20 protein-coding genes and 1 other RNA gene are annotated in these 25,847 nt (G+C 42.0%); 11 read left to right on the forward strand and 10 right to left on the reverse strand.

All coding sequences use genetic code 11. From position 1 onward, the window contains the following. Positions 1–4 precede the first annotated feature (4 nt). Complete coding sequence (locus AU377_RS06060; protein ID WP_253724396.1) at positions 5–934, forward strand: nucleotidyl transferase AbiEii/AbiGii toxin family protein; 930 nt, start codon at positions 5–7, stop codon at positions 932–934. Positions 935–1,095: 161 nt separating this feature from the next. Here AU377_RS06060 and AU377_RS06065 read toward each other — a convergent pair whose 3' ends face one another. Beyond that, complete coding sequence (locus tag AU377_RS06065) at positions 1,096–1,893, reverse strand: cobalamin-binding protein (protein ID WP_067405685.1); 798 nt, start codon at positions 1,891–1,893, stop codon at positions 1,096–1,098. A gap of 416 nt (positions 1,894–2,309) precedes the next feature. Between AU377_RS06065 and AU377_RS06070 the strand changes: the two genes are divergently transcribed. Beyond that, positions 2,310–3,701, forward strand: coding sequence for an L-cystine transporter (locus AU377_RS06070; protein ID WP_067405687.1), 1,392 nt, complete (start codon positions 2,310–2,312; stop codon positions 3,699–3,701). Between the two features lie 110 nt (positions 3,702–3,811). Here AU377_RS06070 and AU377_RS06075 read toward each other — a convergent pair whose 3' ends face one another. The 5 genes from AU377_RS06075 to AU377_RS06095 form a co-directional block, all read right to left on the reverse strand. Beyond that, positions 3,812–4,495 (reverse strand): DUF421 domain-containing protein, encoded by a 684-nt coding sequence (locus tag AU377_RS06075; protein WP_067405691.1) that lies wholly within the window; start codon positions 4,493–4,495, stop codon positions 3,812–3,814. Between the two features lie 251 nt (positions 4,496–4,746). Next, a complete protein-coding gene (locus tag AU377_RS06080) occupies positions 4,747–5,763 on the reverse strand; it encodes an LLM class flavin-dependent oxidoreductase (RefSeq protein ID WP_253724398.1) in 1,017 nt (338 codons plus the stop codon). Between the two features lie 192 nt (positions 5,764–5,955). Next, positions 5,956–8,004: a catalase gene (locus AU377_RS06085; RefSeq protein WP_067405697.1), complete on the reverse strand. Its 2,049-nt coding sequence runs from the start codon at positions 8,002–8,004 to the stop codon at positions 5,956–5,958. A 273-nt stretch (positions 8,005–8,277) separates the two neighbouring features. Beyond that, the gene (locus AU377_RS06090) at positions 8,278–8,730 is read right to left on the reverse strand and encodes an OsmC family protein (protein WP_067405700.1); all 453 of its coding nucleotides are present in this window, start codon (positions 8,728–8,730) and stop codon (positions 8,278–8,280) included. A 154-nt stretch (positions 8,731–8,884) separates the two neighbouring features. Beyond that, entirely contained in the window at positions 8,885–9,496 is a 612-nt protein-coding gene (locus AU377_RS06095) for a YIP1 family protein (protein ID WP_067405703.1), read from the reverse strand. Positions 9,497–9,879: 383 nt separating this feature from the next. On the opposite strand from AU377_RS06095, the gene AU377_RS06100 reads away from it, so the two are divergent. The 4 genes from AU377_RS06100 to AU377_RS06115 all read left to right on the forward strand — a co-directional run bounded on the left by AU377_RS06100 (position 9,880) and on the right by AU377_RS06115 (position 13,206). Next, on the forward strand, positions 9,880–11,493 hold the full coding sequence (locus AU377_RS06100) for an S-layer homology domain-containing protein (protein WP_067405706.1): 1,614 nt from the start codon (positions 9,880–9,882) through the stop codon (positions 11,491–11,493). Positions 11,494–11,832: 339 nt separating this feature from the next. Continuing rightward, entirely contained in the window at positions 11,833–12,597 is a 765-nt protein-coding gene (locus AU377_RS06105; RefSeq protein ID WP_067405709.1) for an alpha/beta fold hydrolase, read from the forward strand. A 48-nt stretch (positions 12,598–12,645) separates the two neighbouring features. Next, positions 12,646–12,838, forward strand: a non-coding RNA gene (gene ssrS / locus AU377_RS06110) — 6S RNA. Positions 12,839–13,032: 194 nt separating this feature from the next. Further along, a complete protein-coding gene (locus AU377_RS06115) occupies positions 13,033–13,206 on the forward strand; it encodes a hypothetical protein (RefSeq protein ID WP_156450390.1) in 174 nt (57 codons plus the stop codon). Between the two features lie 95 nt (positions 13,207–13,301). Here AU377_RS06115 and AU377_RS06120 read toward each other — a convergent pair whose 3' ends face one another. Then, positions 13,302–15,251 (reverse strand): alkaline phosphatase family protein, encoded by a 1,950-nt coding sequence (locus tag AU377_RS06120; protein WP_067405714.1) that lies wholly within the window; start codon positions 15,249–15,251, stop codon positions 13,302–13,304. Between the two features lie 326 nt (positions 15,252–15,577). Here AU377_RS06120 and shc point away from each other — a divergent pair, with 326 nt between their 5' ends. The 3 genes from shc to AU377_RS06135 all read left to right on the forward strand — a co-directional run bounded on the left by shc (position 15,578) and on the right by AU377_RS06135 (position 20,270). Beyond that, positions 15,578–17,458 carry a squalene--hopene cyclase gene (shc, locus tag AU377_RS06125; RefSeq protein WP_156450391.1) on the forward strand — a complete coding sequence of 627 codons (1,881 nt, stop codon included), beginning with the start codon at positions 15,578–15,580 and terminating at the stop codon, positions 17,456–17,458. 675 nt (positions 17,459–18,133) lie between these two features. Further along, a complete protein-coding gene (locus tag AU377_RS06130) occupies positions 18,134–19,534 on the forward strand; it encodes a hypothetical protein (RefSeq protein ID WP_067405718.1) in 1,401 nt (466 codons plus the stop codon). 85 nt (positions 19,535–19,619) lie between these two features. Beyond that, positions 19,620–20,270: a superoxide dismutase family protein gene (locus tag AU377_RS06135; RefSeq protein WP_067405721.1), complete on the forward strand. Its 651-nt coding sequence runs from the start codon at positions 19,620–19,622 to the stop codon at positions 20,268–20,270. Between the two features lie 66 nt (positions 20,271–20,336). Here the strand turns inward: AU377_RS06135 and AU377_RS06140 are convergent, their stop codons facing one another. Beyond that, positions 20,337–20,555, reverse strand: coding sequence for a hypothetical protein (locus tag AU377_RS06140; RefSeq protein WP_067405723.1), 219 nt, complete (start codon positions 20,553–20,555; stop codon positions 20,337–20,339). 476 nt (positions 20,556–21,031) lie between these two features. On the opposite strand from AU377_RS06140, the gene nhaC reads away from it, so the two are divergent. Together nhaC and AU377_RS06150 are read left to right on the forward strand one after the other, a co-directional pair. Beyond that, a complete protein-coding gene (gene nhaC, locus AU377_RS06145) occupies positions 21,032–22,447 on the forward strand; it encodes a Na+/H+ antiporter NhaC (protein WP_067405726.1) in 1,416 nt (471 codons plus the stop codon). Beyond that, on the forward strand, positions 22,444–23,310 hold the full coding sequence (locus tag AU377_RS06150; protein WP_067405729.1) for an MBL fold metallo-hydrolase: 867 nt from the start codon (positions 22,444–22,446) through the stop codon (positions 23,308–23,310). The genes nhaC and AU377_RS06150 overlap by 4 nt, the downstream gene beginning before the upstream one ends. A 337-nt stretch (positions 23,311–23,647) precedes the next feature. Here the strand turns inward: AU377_RS06150 and AU377_RS06155 are convergent, their stop codons facing one another. Both AU377_RS06155 and AU377_RS06160 read right to left on the reverse strand, forming a co-directional pair. Next, the gene (locus AU377_RS06155) at positions 23,648–24,298 is read right to left on the reverse strand and encodes a hypothetical protein (protein WP_067405731.1); all 651 of its coding nucleotides are present in this window, start codon (positions 24,296–24,298) and stop codon (positions 23,648–23,650) included. Positions 24,299–24,363: 65 nt separating this feature from the next. Further along, positions 24,364–25,836: a BCCT family transporter gene (locus AU377_RS06160; protein WP_067405734.1), complete on the reverse strand. Its 1,473-nt coding sequence runs from the start codon at positions 25,834–25,836 to the stop codon at positions 24,364–24,366. Positions 25,837–25,847 lie beyond the last annotated feature (11 nt).

Raw genomic sequence — 25,847 nt, forward strand, 5'->3', positions numbered from 1 at the left:
TATTATGATGAATCAGAAGGAGAGTATAGCCGCATCTGTATTTGAGCGATTGGAGAATGTGGCAAAAAGGAATAATCGGTCTTTGGATTCGACTCTATTAGTCTACTTTCAAGAGCGATTTTTGTATCGTTTATCGAAATCGCACCATAGGGAACGATTTCTGTTAAAGGGAGAATTATTTTTATTTGCCCTAACTAAGTTTTCCGCCAGACCGTCACGGGATATTGATTTTTTAGCAACTTACTTTTCCAGTGAAATCAAAAACATTGAGCAAGCGTTTAAAGAAGTTTGTTCGACAGAGACGGAAGATGATGGTGTAATATTTCGCGTTGATCGAATGACTACGGAACGAATCAAAGAGGATGCTAATGACGAAAGCGTTAGCATCAAAATTCCTGTTGCATTAGGTCAGGCTGAAAATGAGCTGCAATTAAAAATTGGGTTTAGGGATGTGGTTATTCCAAAACCACAAACGATGGATTTTCCTGTTCTTTTGGATATGGAGCAGCCAATTATTATGACATACTCAATTGAATCGATTGTTTCGGAAAAGTTCGAAGACATCATTAGCCATTCTGACTTAAATGATAGAATAAAAGATTTCTATGATCTTTATATGTTAAGTAGTTCTCAGGTTTTTGAAGGCAGGGTACTCCAAGAAGCGATTCTAGAAACATTTGAACGGCGCAAAACGCTAATGGAAAAGGAACATCCTTTGTTTACGAAAGATTTTTGCCTTGATCCAGCAAGAAATGCACAATGGACTGCATTTATAAAGGAAATTGGCATAGCAGAAGATTTGTCATTTGAGGTAGTGATGAAACAACTTCAAGAATTCATCGAACCTATTTACCAAGCAGTTTTGCATGAAGATGAATTTTTTGGAAGATGGGATTTTAACGAGCTAAGATGGATCAAGATCTTTGATGTTTAATCGATGCACTCACATAACTTGGACACTAATCGGACAATGATGGATGACCTAAAGGAAATGGAACCCCCGCATATTCGCTCCTATCATCATGCGGGGGAATCATCGAACAGTATTTTTCAAAGCAAGGTGACCTTACAAAGATAGTTTAGTTGTTTGAGTGCCTAGCGCTCAAACGACAGGTCTGTGTATATTTCAGGGTGAAGCATTTTCCCTAATTTCAATGCACCTTCAAGTAGTCGAGGGGATGGGCGGCAATAGAGTTCTTCCTCCATAATAGCGATACGCCCATTTTTAACAGCCTTGAGATCTTGCCATCCCGGTCGTTTTAAAACGACCTCTGTTTTTACTTTTTCAATTTGGACGCCAACCCAAGCGAGCAATATGTAGTCAGGATTTCTGCGTAAAACGTCTTCCCAATCAGTTTGAACACTTGCCAGTTTAACCTCACGGAATTCATTCCGTCCGCCAGCCAGTTCACTAATTTCTGTTAACCAGTTAATGCCCCCAGGCGTGAAAACTGGTTTTGGCCACCATTCCCAGTAAAGGGAAGGAAATGTTTCGACAGTTGAAGCCCTGTTTTTCATTTCAGCGATGATGGCTAAAAAACTTTGTTGAACTTGTAAAGCTTGCGCTTGTACGCCACATGCGTTTCCGACGGTGATCAGATCTTCTGCAATATCGGTCAGGCTTTGTGGGTTGAGCACAATGTGTGGGATTTGGCGTTTCTCGAGTTCTGCTATATTTTTTTCCATTCCAGGCACACTCAACGAAGCGAGAACGAGATCCGGTTGAAATGATTCTAACTGATCCATATTGATGGATAAATCAGGACCAAGCCGGGGGAGATGTTGAATGCTTTCAGGCCAGTCGGAAAAATCGTCAATGGCAACGAGATGATCAAGTAATCCGAGGTAGGCGAGTAGTTCTGTATTACTTGGACAGATTGAAATAATGCGCATACGAGTCACTTCCATTTTTGATTAATTGTATCATAGTTACGTGAATGAACAATTGCATCACACAATTCAGACGCGATGCTGAAATTGGTTTGCCCCCCAAAAAAAGCCTTCGATCAAGAGAAATCTTGTGATCGGGGGCTTTTTTACTTTCAGATGAATGGTTAACTGGAAAAATAACTGAATAGCGTAGGGGGTTCCTCAAGTATTAGTCACCTCTACCCCACGAAATTTGGACACCGTTCCGACAACGATGGATAACTATGACCATGTGATAATCGTTCCGTGATCGGCATAGAATGATAGCAGGCGATAGGTTTAACTTATATGGTTTATCATTGAATCCCTACTTTGTCTATCGGCTATGATGGTTTGAAGCGTGTTTTATCAATCATTTAATAGTGAGGAGGAACGAAGTTTTGGAGACGGTCTTGCTTTTAGTCAACCTTGCCGGATTGCTTCTACTTGTCGCTTTGTTGTATGGAATGAAACGAAAAAAGATTTCATTTTCGAAACGTGTTTTCACAGGTCTCGGGCTTGGAATTGCTTACGGACTCATTTTAAACTTTGCTTACGGAGCAGATTCGACAGTATTGAAAGATTCCATGCCATGGTTTAACTTAATCGGGACCGGTTATATGAAATTGCTTCAAATGATTGTCATCCCACTGGTTTTCATATCCATCCTTGCCGCCTTTACAAAAGTGACGATTGGCAAGAATTTCGGGAAAATGGCCGGCATGATCTTAGGGATGCTCGTAGGAACAACCGCAATTGCCGCAATTGTGGGGATTTCTGCCTCACTTCTTTTTGGACTTGATGCATCAGAGATTGTGCAAGGAGAAGCGGAAGCTGCACGTGGGGCTTCACTTGAAGAGCGTTCTGCTACTGTAGCGGATCGTACCTTACCGGATCAGATAATTGATCTGCTGCCGGCAAATCCATTTTTAGATTTCACAGGTGCACGACCGACATCGACCATCGCTGTCGTCATCTTTGCAGCATTTCTCGGATTTGCTTACTTGGCCATCACAAGAAGAGATCAAGAAAATGCGACAATGGTGAAAAAGGGAATTGATGCACTTTATTCACTCATTATGGGTATTGTAAGAATCGTTTTACGATTAACACCATACGGTATTTTAGCCATCATTGCCCGCACGGTGGCCACGTCCGATTTTGCGGCAATCTATAGTCTTGGTAAATTTGTCCTCGCTTCCTATGCCGCGTTGCTTGTGATGTTCGGCATTCATCTCATCATCATTTCACTTTCGGGGCTCAATCCAATCACCTATGTGAAGAAGGCAGGAGATGCACTTCTATTTGCCTTCACGTCACGATCTAGTGCAGGAACCTTGCCATTAACAATTAATGCGCAAACGAACCGCCTCGGTGTATCAGAAGGAGTGGCGAACTTTGCCGGCTCATTCGGATTATCCATTGGTCAAAACGGCTGCGCAGGCATTTACCCGGCGATGCTTGCAGTGATGATCGCACCTTCTGTCGGGCAAAATCCACTCGAGCCAATGTTTCTACTCACATTGATCGTGATCGTAGCGATTAGCTCATTCGGCGTTGCCGGCGTAGGCGGTGGCGCAACGTTCGCCGCAATCCTTGTCCTTTCTGCCATGAATCTTCCAATCGTATTGGCAGGATTATTGATTTCCATTGAACCGCTAATTGACATGGGACGCACCGCAGTGAATGTTAGTGGATCCATGACGGCGGGCGTAACGACGGCGCGTCTGACGGGGGAATTGGATACAGAAATGTACAACGAGCCACTTGAAAAACAGACGGTGGACTCGTAAGTTGCCCGTCTATTAGATCCTATAATAGCTAAAATGATAAAAGACCCTGTGGAGAGAAATCCCCACAGGGTCTTTATTGTTGTCAAAAGGAACAGTGTGGACGCAGTTAACTACTGATCCATCTTCCAACAAAAAAATCCTTCATCTTTTTTCCATTCGGCATATAAAACATCTTCAAAATTTAAGATGTCTTTTTTTCGAATTTGCTTCAGCAGCCAATTTTCGTCAAATCCGACTAGCTTTAGATTATCATGAACGACTTTCCCGTCACTAATAAGCGAAACGGGGATGTAAACGGCTTTTTGCTTGATTTTTAAATCTTCTATTGTAGGGTCGGCATATTTCGATTTTTTAATGGCGCTTATTTTGCCGTTTGGTTCTAAGATGGCATATTCTACTTCGCGGAGTGAAAAAATGTCTTTTTGTTGTCTCAGCATTTGTTGCAGTTCATCGATCGATACGTTGTTGCCTTTTAATTCTTTTCTGTCGAGGATGCCTTTTCTAATGACAACAGAAGGTGCCCCTTCGAGGACTCGGCGTGTACCTCTTATTTTCATTGTTAATTTTTCAATAAGAAAAATTAATAATCCCCAAAACGAAACGGCATATAAAATGGACCATACTTTTACTTCGGGATCATAAACGGAATTTCCAACGAGCTCACCTAGGATGAGAGCGGATATAAAATCAAACGGTGTTAGCTGATCGATTTGCGTCTTTCCTAAGATCTTTGTCAGCACTAATAAGGCAAGTAAACCAACAAAAAGTTCTACCGTAATTTGTCCGATGTGCATATTTTAACTACCTTTCGAAAGTCATTCTTTTATAGAATGGACAAAAAGCTTCTGATCAATTCATCATAATTGGTGCCAGGCACCTGCGCAATTCAGACACTATTCCGATAACGATGATAATACAAATATAAAAAGCCTCTCGATCATTCCGAGGAATTGATCGAGGGGCTTCGAGTGTGAATAAGGATATTACGCCAACGGTCTTTATTCAATTGGGTTCAGAAGAATGTATTGACCAGAGAATTCTTTGATTAACCCATCATCTCAGCGACAATTTCATAAGAACGCAACCGAGCTTTCTGATCGAAAATTTGCGAATTGATGATCAGCTCGTTTGTTTTTGTTTCACGAATGAAACTTTCAAGCTTTTGCCTCACAGTTTCTGGACTACCAACAATTGTAGAACGGGAGTCAAGCGTTTTTTCGAGGGACGCTCGCTCATAAGGTGACCATACTTCTTCAATGTTCGCAATCGGCGGTTTCAACTGTGTTGGGACGCCTCTCGTTAAGCTAAGAAACTGTAGTTGTTGAGAGGTTGCCAGAAACTGGGCTTCTTCATCTGTGTCTGCTGCGATGACATTGACGCCTAGCATTGCGTACGGTTCTTGCAGTGTTTTCGACGGCTTGAAGTTTTGACGGTAAAGCCGTAACGCAGGCAATGTGTGTTGCGGCGCGAAGTGACTTGCGAAAGAAAAGGGAAGTCCTTTTTGCGCAGCCAGTTGAGCACTGAAGCCGCTTGAACCGAGTAACCAAATAGGAATGTCAAGTCCTTCACCGGGAAATGCGCGAACGCGTGCTGTTCGGTTCGGTTCAAAATAGTCCTCGAGTTCAGCTAGTTGATTCGGAAAATCTTCCCCAGTGCTATGTAACGTACGGCGCAGCGCAAAAGCTGTTGCCTGATCCGAGCCAGGCGCGCGGCCAAGACCAAGGTCGATTCTTCCGGGATAAAGTGATTCTAATGTGCCAAACTGCTCGGCGATCACGAGTGGTGCGTGATTGGGCAACATAATTCCGCCTGCACCTACACGAATACGATTTGTGGCGCCTGCAATATGCCCAATTAGCACAGACGTTGCAGAACTTCCGATTCCCGGCATATTATGATGCTCTGCCAACCAATATCGATTGAAGCCCCATTCTTCTACATGTTGTGCGATTTCCACGCTGTTTTTAAAGGAAGCATTTGCATTGCTGCCCTCATTAATCGGTGCTAAATCCAAAACAGAGAGCGGAATTTCATTAAAATACTTTATATAATTTCTGTTCAATTTTAACACTCCTTGTTTGATCATCCCTTTAAATCATACCGTTCCGGGATAGGATTCTCTAACAATCTGATTGCGAGAGATACAACGGCGAGACGCTAGGAGTCCAAAATTGAAAGAACCATTAAAAATTGAAACACCCGGCACTTTCCATTGGTGCCAGGCACCCACACAATTCAGTTTCTCCACGATTGCTCAAACAGTTTGCCTATTCCAAAATCGATGTGCAGCAACCGCATCGATGAAATCATTTGAAAAGCGTTGGACGTCATTTCCCGTTATAACACCTGGTTCTCCGGTGTATTTATTTAACGTTAAAAGTTGTATCCCCTGGTGGGTAGCACCGATTGGTTTATAATGTGAAAATGCTTCATCAACAAAATAAGCCGCGTCTTTATTAAATTTCTTGCTCGTTTTACTTCCATTTACGACATAAACTGCATCGAACTGTACGGACTTTGCGGTTAGGAAAGTGTGATCGACGTTGAATGTAACACCGTTTGTACCAATTACCTCTCCCTGATTTTCACTGATGAATTCAGGTGTCAGCCCAGAATCAATCAACCGTTCGATTACATACTTTACATCAGGACCGTTAAAGCCATCTGCTAGAATGACGGCGACTTTCCGTGTGCTCGGTGTGAAAATCGTATTTTGTTGACTGAGTGCAGGAGATGACTCTGTGATAGTGGAACCGCCTTTTGTCGGTGGGGGCATACCGATTTTCTTCGCAAATGCTTGTGTTAGCTCTAAGCTTACATTCGCAAACATGTCGATCACTTGCTGCTTTACCGATAGGCTCTTTACTTTCCCTAGTTCAAAACTAAAGGCATCAATGATGTGTTTTTTCTCGGCTGGACTCATACTGTTCCAAAAGAGAGTTGCTTGTGAAAAGTGGTCTTTAAAACTGTCACTTCGCGCTTGGATTTTTCGGCCTTCTATTTTTTCCTGGTAATGTTCGTACCCGCCTTCTGCCGGACTTGCAGGAGCAGGTGTATTTCCTGCCAAAGAATTCCGGTGATAGTTCACTTTTCCGATATTAATCGTTTGTCTATGGTATCCGTCTCGCTGGTTGTTATGAATGGGAACGATTGGTCTATTGATCGGAATTTCATGGAAGTTCGGACCGCCGAGCCGGATCAATTGTGTATCAATATAGGAAAACAGCCGACCTTGCAGCAACGGGTCATTTGTAAAATCTATCCCGGGAACGACATTGCCCGGATGGAAAGCGACTTGTTCTGTTTCTGCGAAGAAATTATCTACATTGCGGTTTAACGTCATTTTTCCAATGATTTTAACTGGAACAACTTCTTCTGGCCAAAGCTTCGTCGCATCCAAAATATCATGTTTCAGTTTAAATTCATCTTCCTCATTTAAAATTTGAACACCTAGTTCAAATTCTGGGTAATGACCATTTTCAATCGCATTCCATAAGTCATTACGGTGAAAGTCTGGATCGATTCCCGCTAGTTTATGGGATTCATCCCAAACGAGAGAGTGGGTCCCTAACGTTGGTTTCCAGTGGAATTTTACAAAGAAAGCTTTTCCTTGTTCATTCACGAATCGAAAAGTATGAACGCCGAATCCTTCCATCATTCGGAAACTCCTTGGAATGGCACGGTCAGACATGATCCACATAATCATATGTGCAGTCTCTTGGTTATTCGCAACAAAGTCCCAAAATGTATCATGCGCCGTGGAGGCTTGTGGAATATCATTATCTGGTTCTGGTTTGAATGCATGCACAACATCTGGGAATTTAATCGCATCTTGAATGAAAAAGACCGGGATATTATTGGCGACTAAATCATAATTTCCCTCTTCCGTATAAAACTTCGTCGCAAATCCTCTGGCATCCCGAACTGTATCGGCGGAACCTCTAGCGCCGCTTACTGTGGAAAATCGGACGAACACCGGCGTCTTAACGGAAGTATCTTGCAAAAACTTCGCCCTCGTGAAATCACTCATATTTTCATATAATTGAAACTCGCCATGCGCAGCAAACCCGCGTGCATGCACAACTCTTTCTGGAATTCGTTCATGATCAAAATGGGTCATTTTTTCCCGGAAATGAAAGTCCTCCATCAGTGTCGGTCCACGTACACCCGCTTTTAAAGAGAATTCATCCTCCGACACTTTCAATCCTTGGTTTGTCGTCAGTTTTGTACCCTTGTCATCTACAGTAAACGCATCAAGTTGCTTCTCCTTATTATTCTTATCGCTATTTTGATTGTTGCGCAGTAAACTCTCCTCCTCCTTATATTCAATTTATGCTTGTGTTTTTAACTTATTCTTGAGAGGTCGAGCTACGCCTAATTCGACATGAAACACTCGGCGCTTTGCGTTGGTGCCAGGCACCAGCGCAATTAGTTAGTTATAGACTATGAGCATAAATGAATGGAAGTTTTTATAGCGTAATAGAGTAGGAAACAAGAAAACCACCCGCGCCATGAATACAGGCAACGGGTGGTTTTCGATTTATGATGGCATTATGCTGTAGGGCGATGCAAAGTTTTATTGTTTAATCCAATTAGACGTTACGTTCACACCCGCATCGATGAGCAAGTTGATCACGGGACATCTTTTTTCGACCGCTTCTTTTAACTGCTCTAGACGCTCATCGGATTCTTCTGTTTTAATGAAGACATCGAGATTAACAGATTGAAAATGTGGCGATACGCCTTCAACGCCTCTTAATCCCCGCACGTCAAGTTCACCAGCGTTTTTGAACTCAACAGCCTCATAAGAAAATTTTTGCTCTTTGGCGATTAACGCAATCATAACAGATGCACAGCTTGATAAGCCCGCTAATACGAACTCGAGTGGGTTTGGCCCTTCATCTTTTCCACCTAAGCTTTTTGGTTCGTCTACAATAAAAGGTTCGAACTGTCTAACCTTTATTTCCGTCTGTACGCCACCTGTCCAGACACCACTTGTTTCGATCTTAATTAATTGACTAACGGACATTTTAAATCTCCTCCCAAATCATAGTAAGTGTATAGGTTTAATTATAATTATGTTTTCATACAAAAACAATACTTTTCTGAAATATTTGCTTTTGGAGGAGCATTTTGAATTGAAACACCCGGCTCTTTCCGTTTGTGCCAGGCACCCACACAATTTAAATGATAATGGCCAGTATGGATGCTACTACTAATAGAAGAAGGAAAATTACAATTCCTGCGAATATCAATAGGGTTCCAAATCCCCGCCATGCCGAAAATTGGTGGACAATCCCAATTGCTTTACTCTGTACAACAATTGAAAAAATGGATATCCCCATCATGATAACTGCATTCAAAATATAAAAACCGATCGACATATTTGTAATGCCAAATGGGTTTGTTGGGGTGGCGAATAACTGTTCACCATATAAGAAGAGTGCAATGATTCCAATTGGAGCAGTCCAAATCGTAGGGATTGTACCCGCTGCAACGGCAAGCCCCATCTGTCGCATTTTTCCGGAACCGCCGAGCAACTTGCCGATCCATGTGTATGCAACCACAGTAAGTCCAAATCCAGCCGTACCTATGAGTAAGCTTAAAAAGAGAACAAGAAAAAGTATAAGGGGAAATGGGAATTGTTCGAAGAAACCTGAATCTGCAAATCCCATAAAGCTACTTGCAAGGGATGAAAAAGCGATGAGCATTAGTGCATAAGGTATTGTCTTATGATCGACGATGTATTGAATCGTTTGGCTTGGATGCTTCCATATCGAAAGGAATGGATTCATGCTGTCACCGACCTTTCTCTATTTAAATTTAATCGCTTTACCAGAATATGAAAATGTATGATTTATATTCTCGTTTCGCCCAGTTTCTACTACTATAACAAATTGAGCACTATTTTTCAGAAAAGCGATATGAAACACCCGGCAATTTCGGTTGGTGCTAGGCACCCATGCAGTTATTCTCCAAATATGTCGAATAACTTTAAAAATACTAGAATAGTTTAAATTCAATGTTTTTTGTGATATGGTTTCCATAGAGACATTGTTATGGTAATAACTGGATCCTGCACAACGAAAGCATGTAAATACGCCATGATGCATTCAACAAAGGGAGTCTAGAAGTTATCTAAGACAAGGACAACTACTTTTAAAAGAGGGGGAGAAACATGAGGAAAATTGGGGTACTGGCATTGGTTTTCACATTCTTATTCGCTTTAATCATGCCGGTAACGAAAGTGGATGCAGCAAAATCATTTAGTGATGTATCAAAAGATTATTGGGCTGCTGAGCAAATTTACCGCTTTTCGGATCTAGGGGTTATTAAAGGGTTTGATGATGGAACGTTTCGTCCGAATAACAAAATTACGCGGGCGCAAGCAGCCATTATGTTAACACGCGGACTTAAGCTAGATACAGAGAATGTCCCGTCCGTAAACTACAAAGATATTAGCAAAGATCATTATGCGTATAAAGAGATTGCCGCCGTTACGCACGCAGGCATTATGCAAGGAAGTAACGGAGCGTATCAACCAGACGAGCCGCTAATCCGTTCACAAATGGCAATCATATTAGCCAATGCATTCGAATTAAAGGGCTATCAAACGGCATCATTTAAGGATGTACCGAAAAACGCCCATGCTTATGAACAGATCGATGCCATTTATGCTAGTGGGATCACGAAAGGTTATGAAGACCGTACGTTTAGACCTTCCATTCCAACAACTCGTGCGCAGTTTGCTGTTTTCCTAGGACGAGCCATCGATAAAGATCAGTCGCTAGCAGGATTGTTGAAAGAAGTGTACGCCAATGAGCAGGCGATTGAAACATACGAGTACGAAGGGAATCTAAATTTAGGCATTTCATTCCCAGAAACAATGCAAGAGTTTCCTGAGATGGCGATGATCGCATCTATGTTGGAAGATGTGAAAGTTCGCATGGTCGGGGCGTACCAAAAAGATCCGATGTTAATGGACATGGTGGTTGAGCTGACGCTATCTGGTGATGTGCAAACAACTGTTAAACTGCCAATCGTGATAACGGAAGAGAAGATGTGGATGAAGTTGCCGGAATCACCGCTATTCCCACTGCCGGAAGAGTTGACTGGCAAGTTTATCGAATTTGATCTCGCGGAGTTATCAGAGCTTTCGGGTCAGCCGAATAACACGGTCAACCTAGATTTACAAACAGAACTTGCACTGGCAATTAACAATCTATTCTTCGATCAATTTGCGGTTGATTTTTACAGCACTGTTGAAAATGAAGATGCGATAAAAGTGCCAAGTGACGTAGATGTGAAAAAGATCGTTAAATTTGAATTGACAAATGATAACTTGCAGCCATTTGTTGAAACATTATTCAATGGCTTCTTACCACAGCTATTCGAATTGCTGCAACAGGACGACTATGTGGAAGCATTAGGTCTAACTGCGGAAGAAATCGAGCTGCTTAAAGAAGAAATCGCACATATGCCCGCCGACCTAGATGAAATCATCGCCGAGATTAACAAAGTCGTAACCATTCATAAGTTTGAAGAACATATCGTCATTAACGAAGACGATATCATCGCCTATGACGTATTCGACCTGGATCTCGATGTGAATGTAGAAGAAGAGACATATGGTTTAAAACTGTTTTTTGATATGAAGAAATCCAAGATTAATGAAGAAGTTAAATTTTCGATAGGTATTCCAGACAAAGCGAATACCATCACATTAGAGGAGTTGCTCCAATTAGAAGGCGTGGAGATGGATGCTTTGGCAGTCCCGTATGACCTACAATAAGTCCGTTTCAGAAAACACCTGGCACTTTCCGTTTGTGCCAGGTACCCGCACTATTCTAACAATGGACAGAAAAATCAAACATATTGTACTTCGAACAAGCTCTCATTCCATAAAGTGAATGAGGGCTTATTTTTATTGTTTTCCAACTGTGAATAGATCATTTGCCATGGACGTGGTAGCGAGGCAGGCATATCTTATGGGAAAAGGGTATTTCTGGATAAAAATAATTTCATTGTTTGATCCCGTATTTTCATGGTCAAAATACGAAAAGGGGACAATGTGCACATTCGCCAAGCCATTGACAAACGTGGGGACTTCAATACAATGGAGGAATCTAGTATGCATTATTTAGATATGGGGCAAGGTGAGCCACTCGTTCTTATTCATGGATTGGGAAGCGTAAAGGAATCGTGGAAGTATCAATTTGACCTGTCAGAGAAGTTTCGTTTGATTATCCCTGATCTTCGGGGGCACGGGGAGTGTAACGACTTTCAGGACATTTCAATTGCGGGATTTGCGGATGATGTGTTGTCGTTGTTGGATTCGCTTGACATTCAACAAGCGCATTTCTGTGGGCTGTCATTAGGTGGGCTCGTTGTACAAGAAATTTATCGACAACAATCTGATCGTGTGCAGTCAATGATCTTGTCGAATACATTTTCTTACCTTCCTTACTTTATAAGGTATACCTCGTTACATGACAGATTGAAAAATCTCCGTTCGTTAACGAGCGATGAATACATTTCCATTACCGCCGAAAAATGCTTATACCAAAAAACACCTGATTTAATTGAAGAAGCGAAATCCTTGTTTTTAATTAAATCCGAACCGTATATCCAAACTTCACGTTCGGCAGTGAAATCAAATTATCTTCCGATACTGCCATTTGTGAAAGCGCCAACATTACTGATTGGAAGTTTGTATGATGAAGTTGTTCCGCTATTTTCGGTTTATCAAACGAAATGGTGTATGCCGCAAGCAAAATTAATTTTATTTGATCAATGCGGACATTTGCCAAATTTGGAGCGGCGAGAAAAGTATAATGAGGTTTTGACGCAATTTATCGAGCAACAAAAATCGCTGCCAGTTTCCTGTACGGTCTAGACATTTATTTCCATTGATAAAATAAGGGAATCCGTGTACAATAATCAATACAAGCTGCATTGTTCGTATCGACATTAAGTTTTAACCTTTAAGCTGTAAAAGGGAGTTTTAATTGAAACTGGAATGGCAAGCCTCGTTCTTCTCGAACAACGAGGACATACAGGAACGTTTCTGCAAACACCCACTTTGAGGAGTGGTGGTTTAAAACTTTCTAATCACGTACGACAAAGGCGGCTTCCTACATAATTAAAAACAAATGAGTCATCCTCCGATCAGGTTTCTGGTCGGAGGATTTTTTTGTTTACCGAACTGTTATAAGCGATTGGAGAAAGTTAGACGTAGAAAAAGGGATTATATTTAGTGGAAAAGGATAGGATACAGGTCGAGGGCCTATTCAGTAACCCCCAGCAAACAATAAGTAAAGGAGCTACGGTAATGACACAAGACAATAATCGTCAAAATCGTCAGAACGACCAAGACCAAAATCTTCAAGAGAGATATCAAGATCGATATAATTTTGAATTTGGCGGTGAGTTTTTCGACGAGATCCCAGATCTAACTAACAATCAGCCCAACAACAAGGACCGAAATAACCAGCGTAATCGCTAAAATCCAAATAGACCTGTATGACAGCATCGTCCGTCATACAGGTTTTGCTTTGGTAGCGTGCATACAACTGCGATACAGCGCCGACAACACAAGACTTATTCCTGTCTACCTTCCTTAGTAATCTGATCAATCGCCTTACCATCTATAAAGTCTGGCGCATCAAGATCCATTAACGTATATAAAGTTGGCGCTATGTCCAATGTAGAGAGCTCATTTGGAATCGTTGCTTTTGTATAACCAGTGCCAGTGACCAATAAGATTGGACGCAAGGCCTTTCGCTCCGGATCACCGCCGTGATTTCCTAGATCGACGGCTTTCTTCGCTGTGGCTTGTTCATCTTGCGCAATATAGTAGCCTTGACTGGCAATCAGCAGGACATCTCCACTCCGTTCACTTTGAAGCAGATTTGCTTCATTGCTTCCTGCGGCTATAACTTTTTCAAAAGGATCATCTTGATCATCCAGTAAAACGTGGAGTATTTTTTTAGCAGTTGACTTGCTGTTCGCAGAGGTTTGGTGCCACTGATGAAACAAAGAGCGAATTCTTTTCACTTTAGAGATCTTCTTCACTTCTAGGTTAGTAAAGATGTCGGTGATCTCTTGTTGAACTTCATTATATTGCTCTTTTGAAACAATTCCATTTAGCTCTCGATCTTTTACATTAATGTAGATATGAGCAATTGCACCGCTTGCAACGGCGTAGGCTTTAGACTTAGCCGGATCTACTTTACCTTCACGATCTCTTTCTAGAAGACCGGCTTTTTCTAATTCATGATTCGGGGAGATCATCGTATGGACAGGCTCCATTCCGTGATCTGATACGATGAAGAGCTGATCGGTATCATTCATCACCTGTAACGCTTCGCTAAGTGATTGATCCGCAAGCTCGTACGCCCATTGAATATACCCCATATATTGTTTGGACTTTTTCTTTGAATAGCCTGGTTGGCTCGGATCGACCAACAAGTATTTATGCGATTCATGATCAATTTGTGGATAATAAAAGAACAATAAATCGGGTTTGTACTGCTCTTTAATATAAAGAGAAACATCGGTTGTCCATTTAGCAAACCGCTCACTAATTTCTTCATATTCCGCTCGCGAAATCCATTTCATTTCCAGTGCCTTTTCATCGTCTTGAACGGGCAGATGCCCAAAATTTTTAGTAACCTTTTCTTTAAAATTCCCCGGACCCTGCACGGCAGCTGAAGTGACGGCAGTTCGATAAAGTTTAACGTTGTCTAGGGGAGGATCTGCTTCTTTCAATTTGAAAGAAAATCCAGCGTAGTGACTTTTATTGATTGTAAATGACACCGAACCCCAGTCATTTAATTGGACGGTCTCTACGTGAGGGCTGTTTTTATCCAAATAAAAGTAAAAAGTATCATAGTCTATTTCTCCATTATTCGTAGTGTCCGCAGCCAAAACATACACTTGTTGATTTTCACTTTCTTCAAGTTTCAAAGTCAGAGAAGCTTCTCTTACCGGACTCATACTTTTAGGAAGTTTCTTCCACTGTTTCGCTTCACTGAATGTCAAATCATCGAGCGCGCTTTCAGCCCAAGTCGTTCCGTAGTAAATCGCATACGTTGCCGCATTGCCTTCTTCGGGATTCGAACCGGGGAAAAGGACAGTGGCGGTCGTTTTTCCTTGTCTTTTCGCTTCAGCCCAAATGGGAGTCGCCTGAAGAGGCGAAAAAAAAGCACTGTCTTTGTCAGTGAGTTTCGTTCCAGGTTGATGAAGATTGTTACTAATCATGCCTGTTTTCCCAGGCTTTGCCCCCGTAGAAATAGCAGCATGCGAGGCGGATGTTAAAGAAGGATAAACGGTGCGGATATCTTCCGCAAACAGCCCATTTTCCGCCACTTTCTTGAAATATGGAAGCGCGCCTTCTTCCATATAATTCTTAGTAAAATCATGACGCATGCCATCAAAAGAAATCACCATATAGGTAGGATCCTCATTTGCATTTGCAGACAAAGGAAGGGGAATAACCGTCAATAGTACGAAGATTGATAACATGAGAGATATTAGCTTCTGTTTCATCCTATTGCACCTCTTTTACCATAACCGGATTACAGAACAATTCCCTTTCACAGCGGAGTGTAAACAAATGACACACCCGGCAATTTTAATGCGTGCCAGGCACCCAAACAATTAAAGCCCGTATCTTTTCATTCGGTTTGACTACTTGCTGACGCTGCTATCCTTGGGGAATGAAAAGCCAATCGATGCATATATTCAATATTGCATGGACTATAAAGCGGATAAATCTATTCTTCTAAAAGAAAGATAATATTGTGTCAATTGTTTTAGAAAACATGAATATCCGAATTGTCTAGGTGCTTGGCGCCAAATGGGGGGAATTGGAATTGCATGCGCAGATAAAGGAATATATGGCTCGACTGATTGAACGGTTGAAAAGTGATCAGGCGGCTGATGGCTCGTGGGGGTATCCGTTTGAGACGGGCATTTCGACAGATGCGTATCTGATTATCTTGCTCAGGACCTTGCAGATGGATGATGAAAAACTCATACAGGCTTTGACTGAAAGGATAATGAGTAAACAAGAAGCGAACGGGGCTTGGAAGCTTTTTCACGATGAAGATGACGGAAACTTATCGGCAACAGTTGAAGCGTACTATGCTTTGTTGTATTCCGGTTATATCAAGAAGGAAGACAGTAGATTGCTTGCGGCAAAATCTTTTATTTTCTCGAAAGGTGGCATCGAACAGACTCATCTATTGACGAAAGTTATGCTTGCTGTAACCGGTCAAACCTCTTGGCCGTCTACTATTTCGATACCGATTGAAATCATGCTTTTACCGCCTCATTTTCCAGTGAACTTCTACGATCTATCTGTCTTTGGAAGAGCAAACCTTGCCCCTCTCATGATTATTGCAACGAATAAATTTGCCCTCAAAACTTATCACACTCCTGATCTTTCCGATCTCATTACACCAGCATCCGATGATCTCTTCCATTCTTTAACACTTCAACAACTATTTATAGCAATTGAACAAGATGTGAAACAAGTATTTGGTTTATCCGAGGCAATCAAGGCTTCGGCTATCCAGCGAGCGAAACAATATATGCTCGATCACATCGAGCCGGACGGGACATTGTATAGCTATTTTAGTTCAACGTTTCTCATGATTTTTGCCTTGCGCTCTCTTGGTCATCCAAACAATGACCCGATCATTGTCAAGGCGGTTCAAGGGCTGAAAGCGATGAAAACGACCATTAATGGTCACCTCCATATGCAATATACAACCGCAACCGTGTGGAACACTTCTTTAATTAGTGATGCGCTGCAAAAAGCGGGCGTTCCTTCTACGGATCCTGTAATAAATAGGGCCAATCATTACTTACAAATACACCAACAATCAAAATATGGTGACTGGGCCATCCATAATCCAGGTGTTGCGCCGGGGGGCTGGGGATTTTCGGACGTCAATACATTCAATCCTGACATAGATGATTCAACCGCTTCGCTCAGGTCCATTTCCAAGCTTGTCCGGACGGATAAAACCTATTACGAAGCATGGAATAGAGGGGTTCGTTGGGTATTGTCCATGCAAAACAGTGATGGAGGATGGCCTGCCTTTGAGAAAAATGTAGGGAATCCATTGTTTGAGTTACTTCCTATTGAAGGAAATAAATTTTTAGTAACAGATTCAAGCAGCGCTGATTTGACTGGAAGAACACTCCAGTTTTTTGGGAACTACACCAACTTAGCAAAAAAACATCCTGTCATGAAACGAGGCGTTGAATGGCTCTTACAAGCGCAAGAGGAGAATGGTTCCTGGTATGGCCGCTGGGGAATTTGTTATATTTATGGAACTTGGGCAGCCATTACGGGGCTCATCGCAGCGGGAGAAAATCCGAAAAGTCCCGCAATCCAAAAAGCAGTCGACTGGTTCCTAACAATTCAAAATCGTGATGGGGGTTGGGGAGAGTCGTGTAAAAGTGATCTTGCCGCAAGATATATTCCACTCGGGGCCAGTAACGTGACCCAGACCGCATGGGCACTCGATGCACTCATTGCTGCTTCAGAGCATCCGACGCCGGAAATCGAAGCGGGCATGAGTTACCTCCTCGAATCCCATGACAACAATGATTGGACGAAATCTTATCCAGTTGGGCAAGGGATGGGCGGCGCATTCTATATTCATTATCATAGTTATCAATACATTTTTCCGTTGCTGGCATGTGCGCATTATACCAATAAATTTACAAGTAAAGCCCTTTGATCATGTATTGATCAAAGGTTTTTTGTGATTATATCAACACTTGTCCTTTACTGATGAATAGACAAACCACTCTTTCGTCTTTTTTCACTTCTTGTTGCTGTCATTGTATGTAATAGAAAAGGAGTGGTGTGGGAATCTGCTTGCAGAAAAAGGAGGCAGTCCATCAGTGAGATAAATGAATACCCGCTATTCGACGTGAAAAAACATGAATTCTGTTTTTTTAACATGAATTTTAAACTGTAATATATTGGCTAGTTCTTATTGAGTAGTTTCTTGAGAGATGAAAAAGTAATGGGATGCATTTAGATCGTCTTCGTTCCTAGATTTATTTAGAAAGGTTCATTGACTGGATTTGCATAAAACTTAATCAAGAAGTCCTCTATTTCGTGTTTTGTTTAATAAATATTTAGGACTCATGGATTGTTTTTCCAATTGTGACAAAGGTTAAAATTTCCAATAAAAAGTTGTTATCTGATTGTTACATGCTTGTGATTTTCATTTGTTAAGGTGGTATCAAGCAAATGGCAGGTGCCGAAAATTGCATCTCGCCTTGTTTAGGAAGGGAGAAGATATACATAGCGATTGGATAGTGTGGTTGTTGTCTTCATAAGTCGGGAATTAGACGTTTTTTGCGGAATTAAACATTTTTGAAAAATGAAGGGAGTTTGATGATTCTTGGTTAAAGAAACAAATCAAAAAGAAAAGAATACGAACAAGAAAATTTTGCCGTTTGTCATGTCAACTTCAATGTTATCTGCTGCAATTTTTGGCGCAGGTGGCTCAGCTTTTGCAAATGAAAAAGTCGATGAGGCAGATTTTAAAAATCACGGTGCAGAAGTTTCACACTATGCAACAAGTATCCCGGGTTCACCTGAAAAAGGGCAGTTTATGCGAACGATTGCAAATAAAAACTTTCAAGAAGAAGCGCCAAGTGATGACGGCCTGGATCAGCCACTGGATGAAGACGATACAGCCGATGAGCCTGTTGACGAAGGTGATGTAACGGAAGATCCAGCAGCAGAAGAAGATGCGGCTGACGACGTTGCAGACGAAGGCGACGTAACGGAAGATCCAGCAGCAGAAGAAGATGCGGCTGATGACGTTGCAGACGAAGGCGATGTAACGGAAGAACCAGCGGCAGAAGAAGATGCGGCTGACGACGTTGCAGACGAAGGCGATGTAACGGAAGAACCAGCGGCAGAAGAAGATGCGGCTGACGACGTTGCAGACGAAGGCGATGTAACGGAAGAACCAGCGGCAGAAGAAGATGCGGCTGATGACGTTGCAGACGAAGGCGATGTAACGGAAGAACCAGCGGCAGAAGAAGATGCGGCTGATGACGTTGCAGACGAAGGCGATGTAACGGAAGAACCAGCGGCAGAAGAAGATGCGGCTGACGACGTTGCAGACGAAGACGATGTAACGGAAGAACCGACAGCTGAAGAAGTTCCAGCAGAAGAAGTTGAAGAAATAGAAAAGCCAGCTGACGAAAATATCAATGAAGATACAACGTCAACTGACCAAACCGATAGCAATATTATAACAGAAGAGCTAAAAGATGGATATAGGTCTCTTTTACAAAACTATGGAAGTTTAATTGATTACTACAATTTCCTTATTCAAGATCATCTTGGATTGATTATCCCGATCGAAGATGAAAATAAAGCAGAGGGAGAAGTACCTGCCGAAGGGGAAGTGCCGTCAGAAGGTGAAGAAGTAACAGATGAACCTACTGAAGGCGACGAGCCAGCGGAAGTGCCAACAGAAGGTGAAGAAGTAACAGACGAACCTACTGAAGGCGACGAGCCGGCAGAAGTGCCAACAGAAGGTGAAGAGCCGGTAGAAGTACCAGCAGCAGGTGAAGAAGTAACAGGTGAAATTATTGAAGGTGACGTTGAAGTAGTCACAGACGAAACGACAGACGGCGAAGAATCAACAGAAGTGCCAGCTGAAGTTGAAGAGGTAACAGAAGAGCCTGTCCAAGTCGTTCAAGATACAGTTTGGGACAAGTTAGTTGGTTATTACCAGCAAGTAACGGCAGCGTATCACTCACTATTCTCTTTACTAAAGAAATAAACGAGACTATTAAGAGCCCTTGAACACTTCAAATGAAGTGTTCAAGGGTTCCTATGACACTTAACAATGAGAGGAGAGCATACCTTTGAAGAAATATGTAGGATTTATCATGTTATTCGCCCTTACTTTGGTTCTCGTTGCTTGTGGCGATGGAAAAGATGACATGGTTCCAGTTCCCAAGACAGATGGCGTAAATGAATTAGAGAAGAATGAAGAAGAAAACGTCTTGGAACAAGAAAGCCTGCCGCTAGCCGACGAAATGAACGATGGGGAATTATTATCAGCAACTGTAGCACTCAATGATCGTGAGGGTAATTCTATTGGAACAGCGGAATTGACCGAGGAAGAAAATGGTGTGAAAGTGAAAGTAAACGCGACAGGATTACCAGAAGGTCCGCATGGTTTTCATTTTCACGAAGCTGGAAAATGCGAAGCACCCGATTTCGAAGCAGCAGGCGGACATTTCAATCCGACGGGGGCAAGTCATGGTCTAGATCATGAGGAAGGACCGCATGCCGGCGATTTGCCGAACTTAGAAGTAGGCGCAGATGGGGCGGTCCATGAAGAATTTGTAGCTAAACAGGTGACATTGAAAAAAGGCGAGCAAAATTCCTTGCTACGGGAAGGTGGAACTGCCCTCGTTATTCATGCCGGTCCGGATGATGGCGTTTCACAGCCATCAGGTGATTCTGGAGATCGGATCGCGTGTGGAACTGTAGAAGAACGAACGGAGTAACAATATGACCTATTCAAAGAGCACAGTAAGTTAACCCTTCAATCAAATCTTTCATTGAAGGGTTTTTTAGCGTTGCAGCATATTATTGATTTTATTTAATAGCTGATCCGAAACAAATAACCCTAACAAAAAACTTGGAATACCGCCGCCTGCGATTGCGATGGGGATTAATAAAAAGTAGCCCCCTCCATAACTCTTCAATAACATACCGAATGTCATTGAACTTCCGAGAATGGCAAAAAAAGCAGAAAGTAAATAGACGTATAAAATATGCTTGTCCTCCATCATTTCACCTCTTTTGACTAACCAGTGAAACTTCAGCCATAAAAAATTTCATCACTTACTCAACAGTATTGCCAAGTTGGTGTAGATTTTGCAAAAACAATCAAAACGATTTGTTATGAATGTTCAATCCTCAATTTGTGGGGAAATAAAGAAGAGAATTGGAATCAATACACGGTTGCGCTGTTTTGTGAATCATAAAGTCTGTGAAAAGTTGATTTGTCGGGTTGTCGCACGAAGTCGTTGTTACCTCTCTTTTCCCTAACAGGCAGACCAATAAACGAATGCTTGGTATTTTGTCCTTCAAGCAATTGACAAAATCCCCCACAATTAAATCAAAAACAACAATAAATCTGAAATTTCATCTAGCTAAATAGATAGAAATATCGTACGATATAACCTAAAGAATTTTCGGAATGATAGCTATTTTTTTCTACTATAAGTTTGATTGCTGTCTTTCAACTGAAGGGGAAGAGACTATGAAAAAAGAAATTTCGTTAGGGATGTCGATCATTCCAATCGTTGCTTTAATTGCGGCTGCCGCAATGTCGATCTTCGTCTGGAAAGCTGGCATGCATATTCCGTTACTGATCGGTGTCATTGCGGCGGTGCTCATTGCGCTTCGCGTCGGCTGGAGCTGGCAGGAAGTTGAACAAATGATGGTGAAAGGTGTCGGGCGGGCATTGCCGGCCATCTTTATTTTAATGATTATCGGGATTATTGTTGGCACATGGATCGCGAGTGGTGTCATTCCGACGATGATCTATTACGGCGTGTCGCTCATTTCACCAAGTTTGTTCGTGCCGCTCGTTGCGCTTGTAACAGGCATCGTTTCAATCACTTTGGGAAGTTCATTTACTTCTATTGCGACGATTGGACTTGCTTTTATGGCAATTGGAGAAGGACTTGGTTTTGCGCCGGGGCTTGTCGCAGGAGCGGTTATTTCAGGGGCGTATTTTGGTGATAAACTATCGCCGCTTTCGGATACGACAAATATTGCACCAGCGATGGCAGAGACAGATTTGTTTAGCCATATTAAACATATGTTGTGGGATACACTCCCTGCTTTTTTCATAGCGATTGTTTTATATTGGTTCGTTGGTACGTCTGAATTGGCTGCATCAGCAGTTTCAACGGCTAGTATTGACCTAATAAAAAGGGGTCTAAGTGAAGTATTTGTTACCCATCCGCTCCTATTGCTAATGCCGGTTTTCACAATCTTTCTAATGATGAGACGTGTTCCCGCTATCCCTGCATTGGCAATCGTCGGGTTTCTCGGAGCGGTGCTTGCGGTTGTGATTCAAGGAATGTCCGTTGCATCAGTTGTACAGGCGATGACGAATGGCTTTTCTGTTGAATCCGGTGTCAAAGAAGTAGATTCATTATTAAATCGCGGCGGCCTTATGTCCATGTTAGGAACGATCAGCCTTCTCGTTATCGCGACCGCATTAGGCGGCGTGTTGGAAGAGACGGGATCGTTTGAAGCAATGACGAAAAGTATGCTAGCGAATGTGCGCGGGGCGGGCTCGTTAATTAGTACAACGATTTTTTCAACTTTCGTCGTTGCGTTTGCGAGCGGTGCACAGTTTTTAGCCATTATTTTGCCGGCAAGAACATTTGTGGGGAAATATAAAGAAATGAACATTGATACGAAAAATTTATCGAGATGTGTGGAGGCGGCGGGTACGGTCGGTATCAACCTAGTACCGTGGAGTGTTCCGATCGTGTTTGCAGTTGGTATGCTAGGTGTAAGTCCAGGCGAATTCATTCCTTATGCGTTTTTCGTCATCCTTGTTCCGCTCATCAATCTCTTATTCGGTTTCACGGGCTGGACAATCTCCAAAAAGGACTATAAAGCAAATGAAATACAGGGGAAAAGTGAGGTTTCATTATGAGTCAGGCTGTTTTACATGTGCTTGGCACTGCACAAGATGCAGGGCTACCACATCCTAATTGCTATTGCGAAAATTGTACAGAAGCGATCAACAATCCGGCGTTTCGACGGTTTGCTGCATCATTAGCAATTGTTGAGCCCGAAGAGAAAAAGTGGCATTTGATAGACGCTACACCCGATTTGAAAGAACAGATGATTCAAGTTCAACAAAAGTTTGGCATGCAAGGACAATTAATGGATATGATTTTTTTAACGCATGCCCATTTGGGACATTATCCGGGACTTTTGTTGCTAGGAAGGGAAGCAATTGGTGCACAGGGCATTCCCGTAATGACAGGCAGTAAAATGAAACAAATGCTGGAAGCGCAAGCGCCGTGGAGTCAATTGACGGCACTTGGAAATATTGAGCTGCAAGAGATTTTTCATGAGCAGGCCATTCAAGTTTCGGATCAGGTTGTCGTCACGCCAGTCGAAGTGCCACATCGCAACGAATTTTCAGAGACATTTGCCTATTGGATAGAAGGACCGAACAAGAAGGTACTCTACATCCCGGATATTGATCGATGGGAACAATGGGAAACGGATATTTACGAAGCGTGTAGAGAAGCAGACATTTGCTTACTGGATGGCACGTTTCATTCCGCAGAAGATCTGGCCAAGATCGGCCGAGATTACCGGGAAATCCCGCATCCGCTCATGACCGAAACGATGGAGCGATTGCAAGAATTGGTCGAGCAAACGGCTATTTACTTTATCCATTTGAATCACTCAAACCCAGCGATTCATGCCGACAGGAAGCTGCGGGGCCAGATCGAAGAGAAGGGGTTTTTCATTGCAGATGAAGGAATGGATGTTGTACTGTGAATGAAAACAGCCAATAAATCAGGCAGTTTCCAAAGTCGATATGCATAGAGTGCTGGCGGTAGATAATAGTATTAAAAAATGAGATGCAGTGGTGTAAATTCTTTTTAATTTGGTAAGTTTTTACGTGCTACAGATCACCGTGGCGATTTAAGAGCAAAATAGTAGACGAGAGTTGAATTTTCCAACCCTCGTCTAGATTTTTCTGCCTCTAAAGTGACCCATTTAGGTGATTGATTCTCGGCTTGGTGAGTAGACTCCAATCTTTTTTTCAGTAACAAAATGGCTGGAGATGATGGCATGGAAGAAATGTGATTACTATATGGGTAAAATTGGACGCTTACGTAATTAGGCTCCAAGAATCGCTGTTCATTAATTTATCGATATGAACTTCAATATCGCCTCCTAAATAGACAGTATCTCCTTGAATAGCTACGACCAATGCTTGAGCGACCGGATCACTATTATTTTTTTGAAAAACATCGCCTATTTTAGGTGTATAGGGGGCGCGTGAATGGAGTTCCGGTTTAACCAGTTTGTGCGCGTTAGGATCATGCGCATCTGGATTTGCCAAATCAATGATTGTTGCACCATCTTCCAACCCCGGTACCATTACCCAATACTCGTTGTGTTTAATTCCATTAGATTTATTACTAATCACACCATTTGCTTCAATTTTTGATACTGTTTCAATCGCGTGAAGATGGTGATGATCGAGAGAGTCAGGCTTAGGGTTGATGATTAAAATATAATCACCGACTTTTGCCTTTACATCTTTATGAAGTGTATATCGTTTATAATTGACCGTAAAACTGTCTAAGTGCTTTGGTTTATATAACGATATTTCTTTTGCTGTTACGAGTTGCTGTTCCATATCTTCAAGTCGAATTAGATGAACAGACTTCTTAAAAAAAGGTTTCACAGAGTACACTTTATGGAGCTGATTGTTGTAGTAAACGAATTGACCTTTTCTAACATTGATTAGATTCAATTTAATCCCCACCTTATTAATTTTTCTTGCTTGTTAGCACCTATCATTCGCGTATTGAGTAACAATCATTCTTTTTGCTGTATTACCTTATAAAACGATACAACCATTAAACCGACAATAAGGGAGAGAGGCAGAGCCGAAATGATGAGCAGATTTTGAAAACCTTTTATTCCACCGGAGTACATGACAATGGCTGCCATTGCAGACAAGGCGAGTCCCCAAACGATTTTGACAACATTTGAAGGGTTTAATTGTCCACCCGTACTGAACATACCCAGTACAAACGTCGCTGAATCCGCGGATGTGATGAAAAATATTGCAATAACCACCACTGTAATGAGGGACAGGATTGTTCCAAGTGGATAATGCTCATACATACCGAATGTCACCGTTTCTGTAACCAATGTGGAGAGCTTGGCAAGACCATTTTGCTCTAGGTATAATGCCGACCCGCCAAAAACGGCAAAAAAGAGAAATGTTACAAGTGTAGGAGCGAGTAATACACCAGCAATAAATTGTCTGATCGTACGACCTTTTGAAACACGTGCAATAAACATTCCTACAAATGGGGCCCATGATATCCACCACGCCCAATAAAATATGGTCCAATCATTGATCCATTGCCGCTGGTCGCTATCCATCGGTTTTAGTTCAAAACTCATTTCGATAAAATTCCCCGCATATTTACCAATCGAGGTTGTAAAAAGATTTAAAATATACGTTGACGGGCCGACAATAAACAATAGAATTAACAGTAGAAATGCAACCAAAATATTGACGGTACTTAAGTATTTTATACCCCGTCCAATTCCGGACCAAGCGGATATAACAAAGAGTATTGTAGAAACAGCTAGAATAATCAGTTGGAACCAGAACGTTTTTGGGGCATTGAATAAATAGGTCAGTCCACTGTTAATTTGCGCTGATCCAAATCCAAGTGTTGAGGCAACCCCAACTACAGTCGCAAAGATCGCGAGCGTATCCACTATATGACCAATTGTACCACGCATGATTTTCTTCCCGAATAATGGTTCAAGCGTCGCGCTAATCAAGCCGGGCGCACCAACGCGGAATTTAAAGTATGCGAGTATAAGTGCCACAATACTGTACAATCCCCAACCATGGAGTCCCCAGTGAAACATAACGTATTGAAGTGATTCTATAATCGCCTGATTGGATCCTGGCGTTGCATTTGGTGAACTGATGAAAGCATGTGAAATGGTTTCCGCTGTTGTAAAGAACATAAGACCAATGCCCATGCCTGCACTAAACAACATAGCAAACCATGCAAGTAAACTAAATGCTGGTTCGTCATTTTCTTTTCCCAACTTCACTTTTCCAAAACGAGAGAACATGAAATAAATGCAAAACCCAATCATAGTAACGATTACGAATATATAAAACCATCCGAAACGATCATATATAATGGCTGTCGCAGATGCGGTCAACTCATTTAAACCATCAGGGGCAAAAAATCCCCAAAGTACGATAGCTATACAAATCACTACTGAATACCAAAATACCCTTGTAATATGCAAACAAATTTCTC

The sequence above is a fragment of the Sporosarcina sp. HYO08 genome (assembly GCF_001563475.1).
In the GTDB taxonomy this organism is placed as follows: Bacteria; Bacillota; Bacilli; order Bacillales_A; family Planococcaceae; genus Sporosarcina.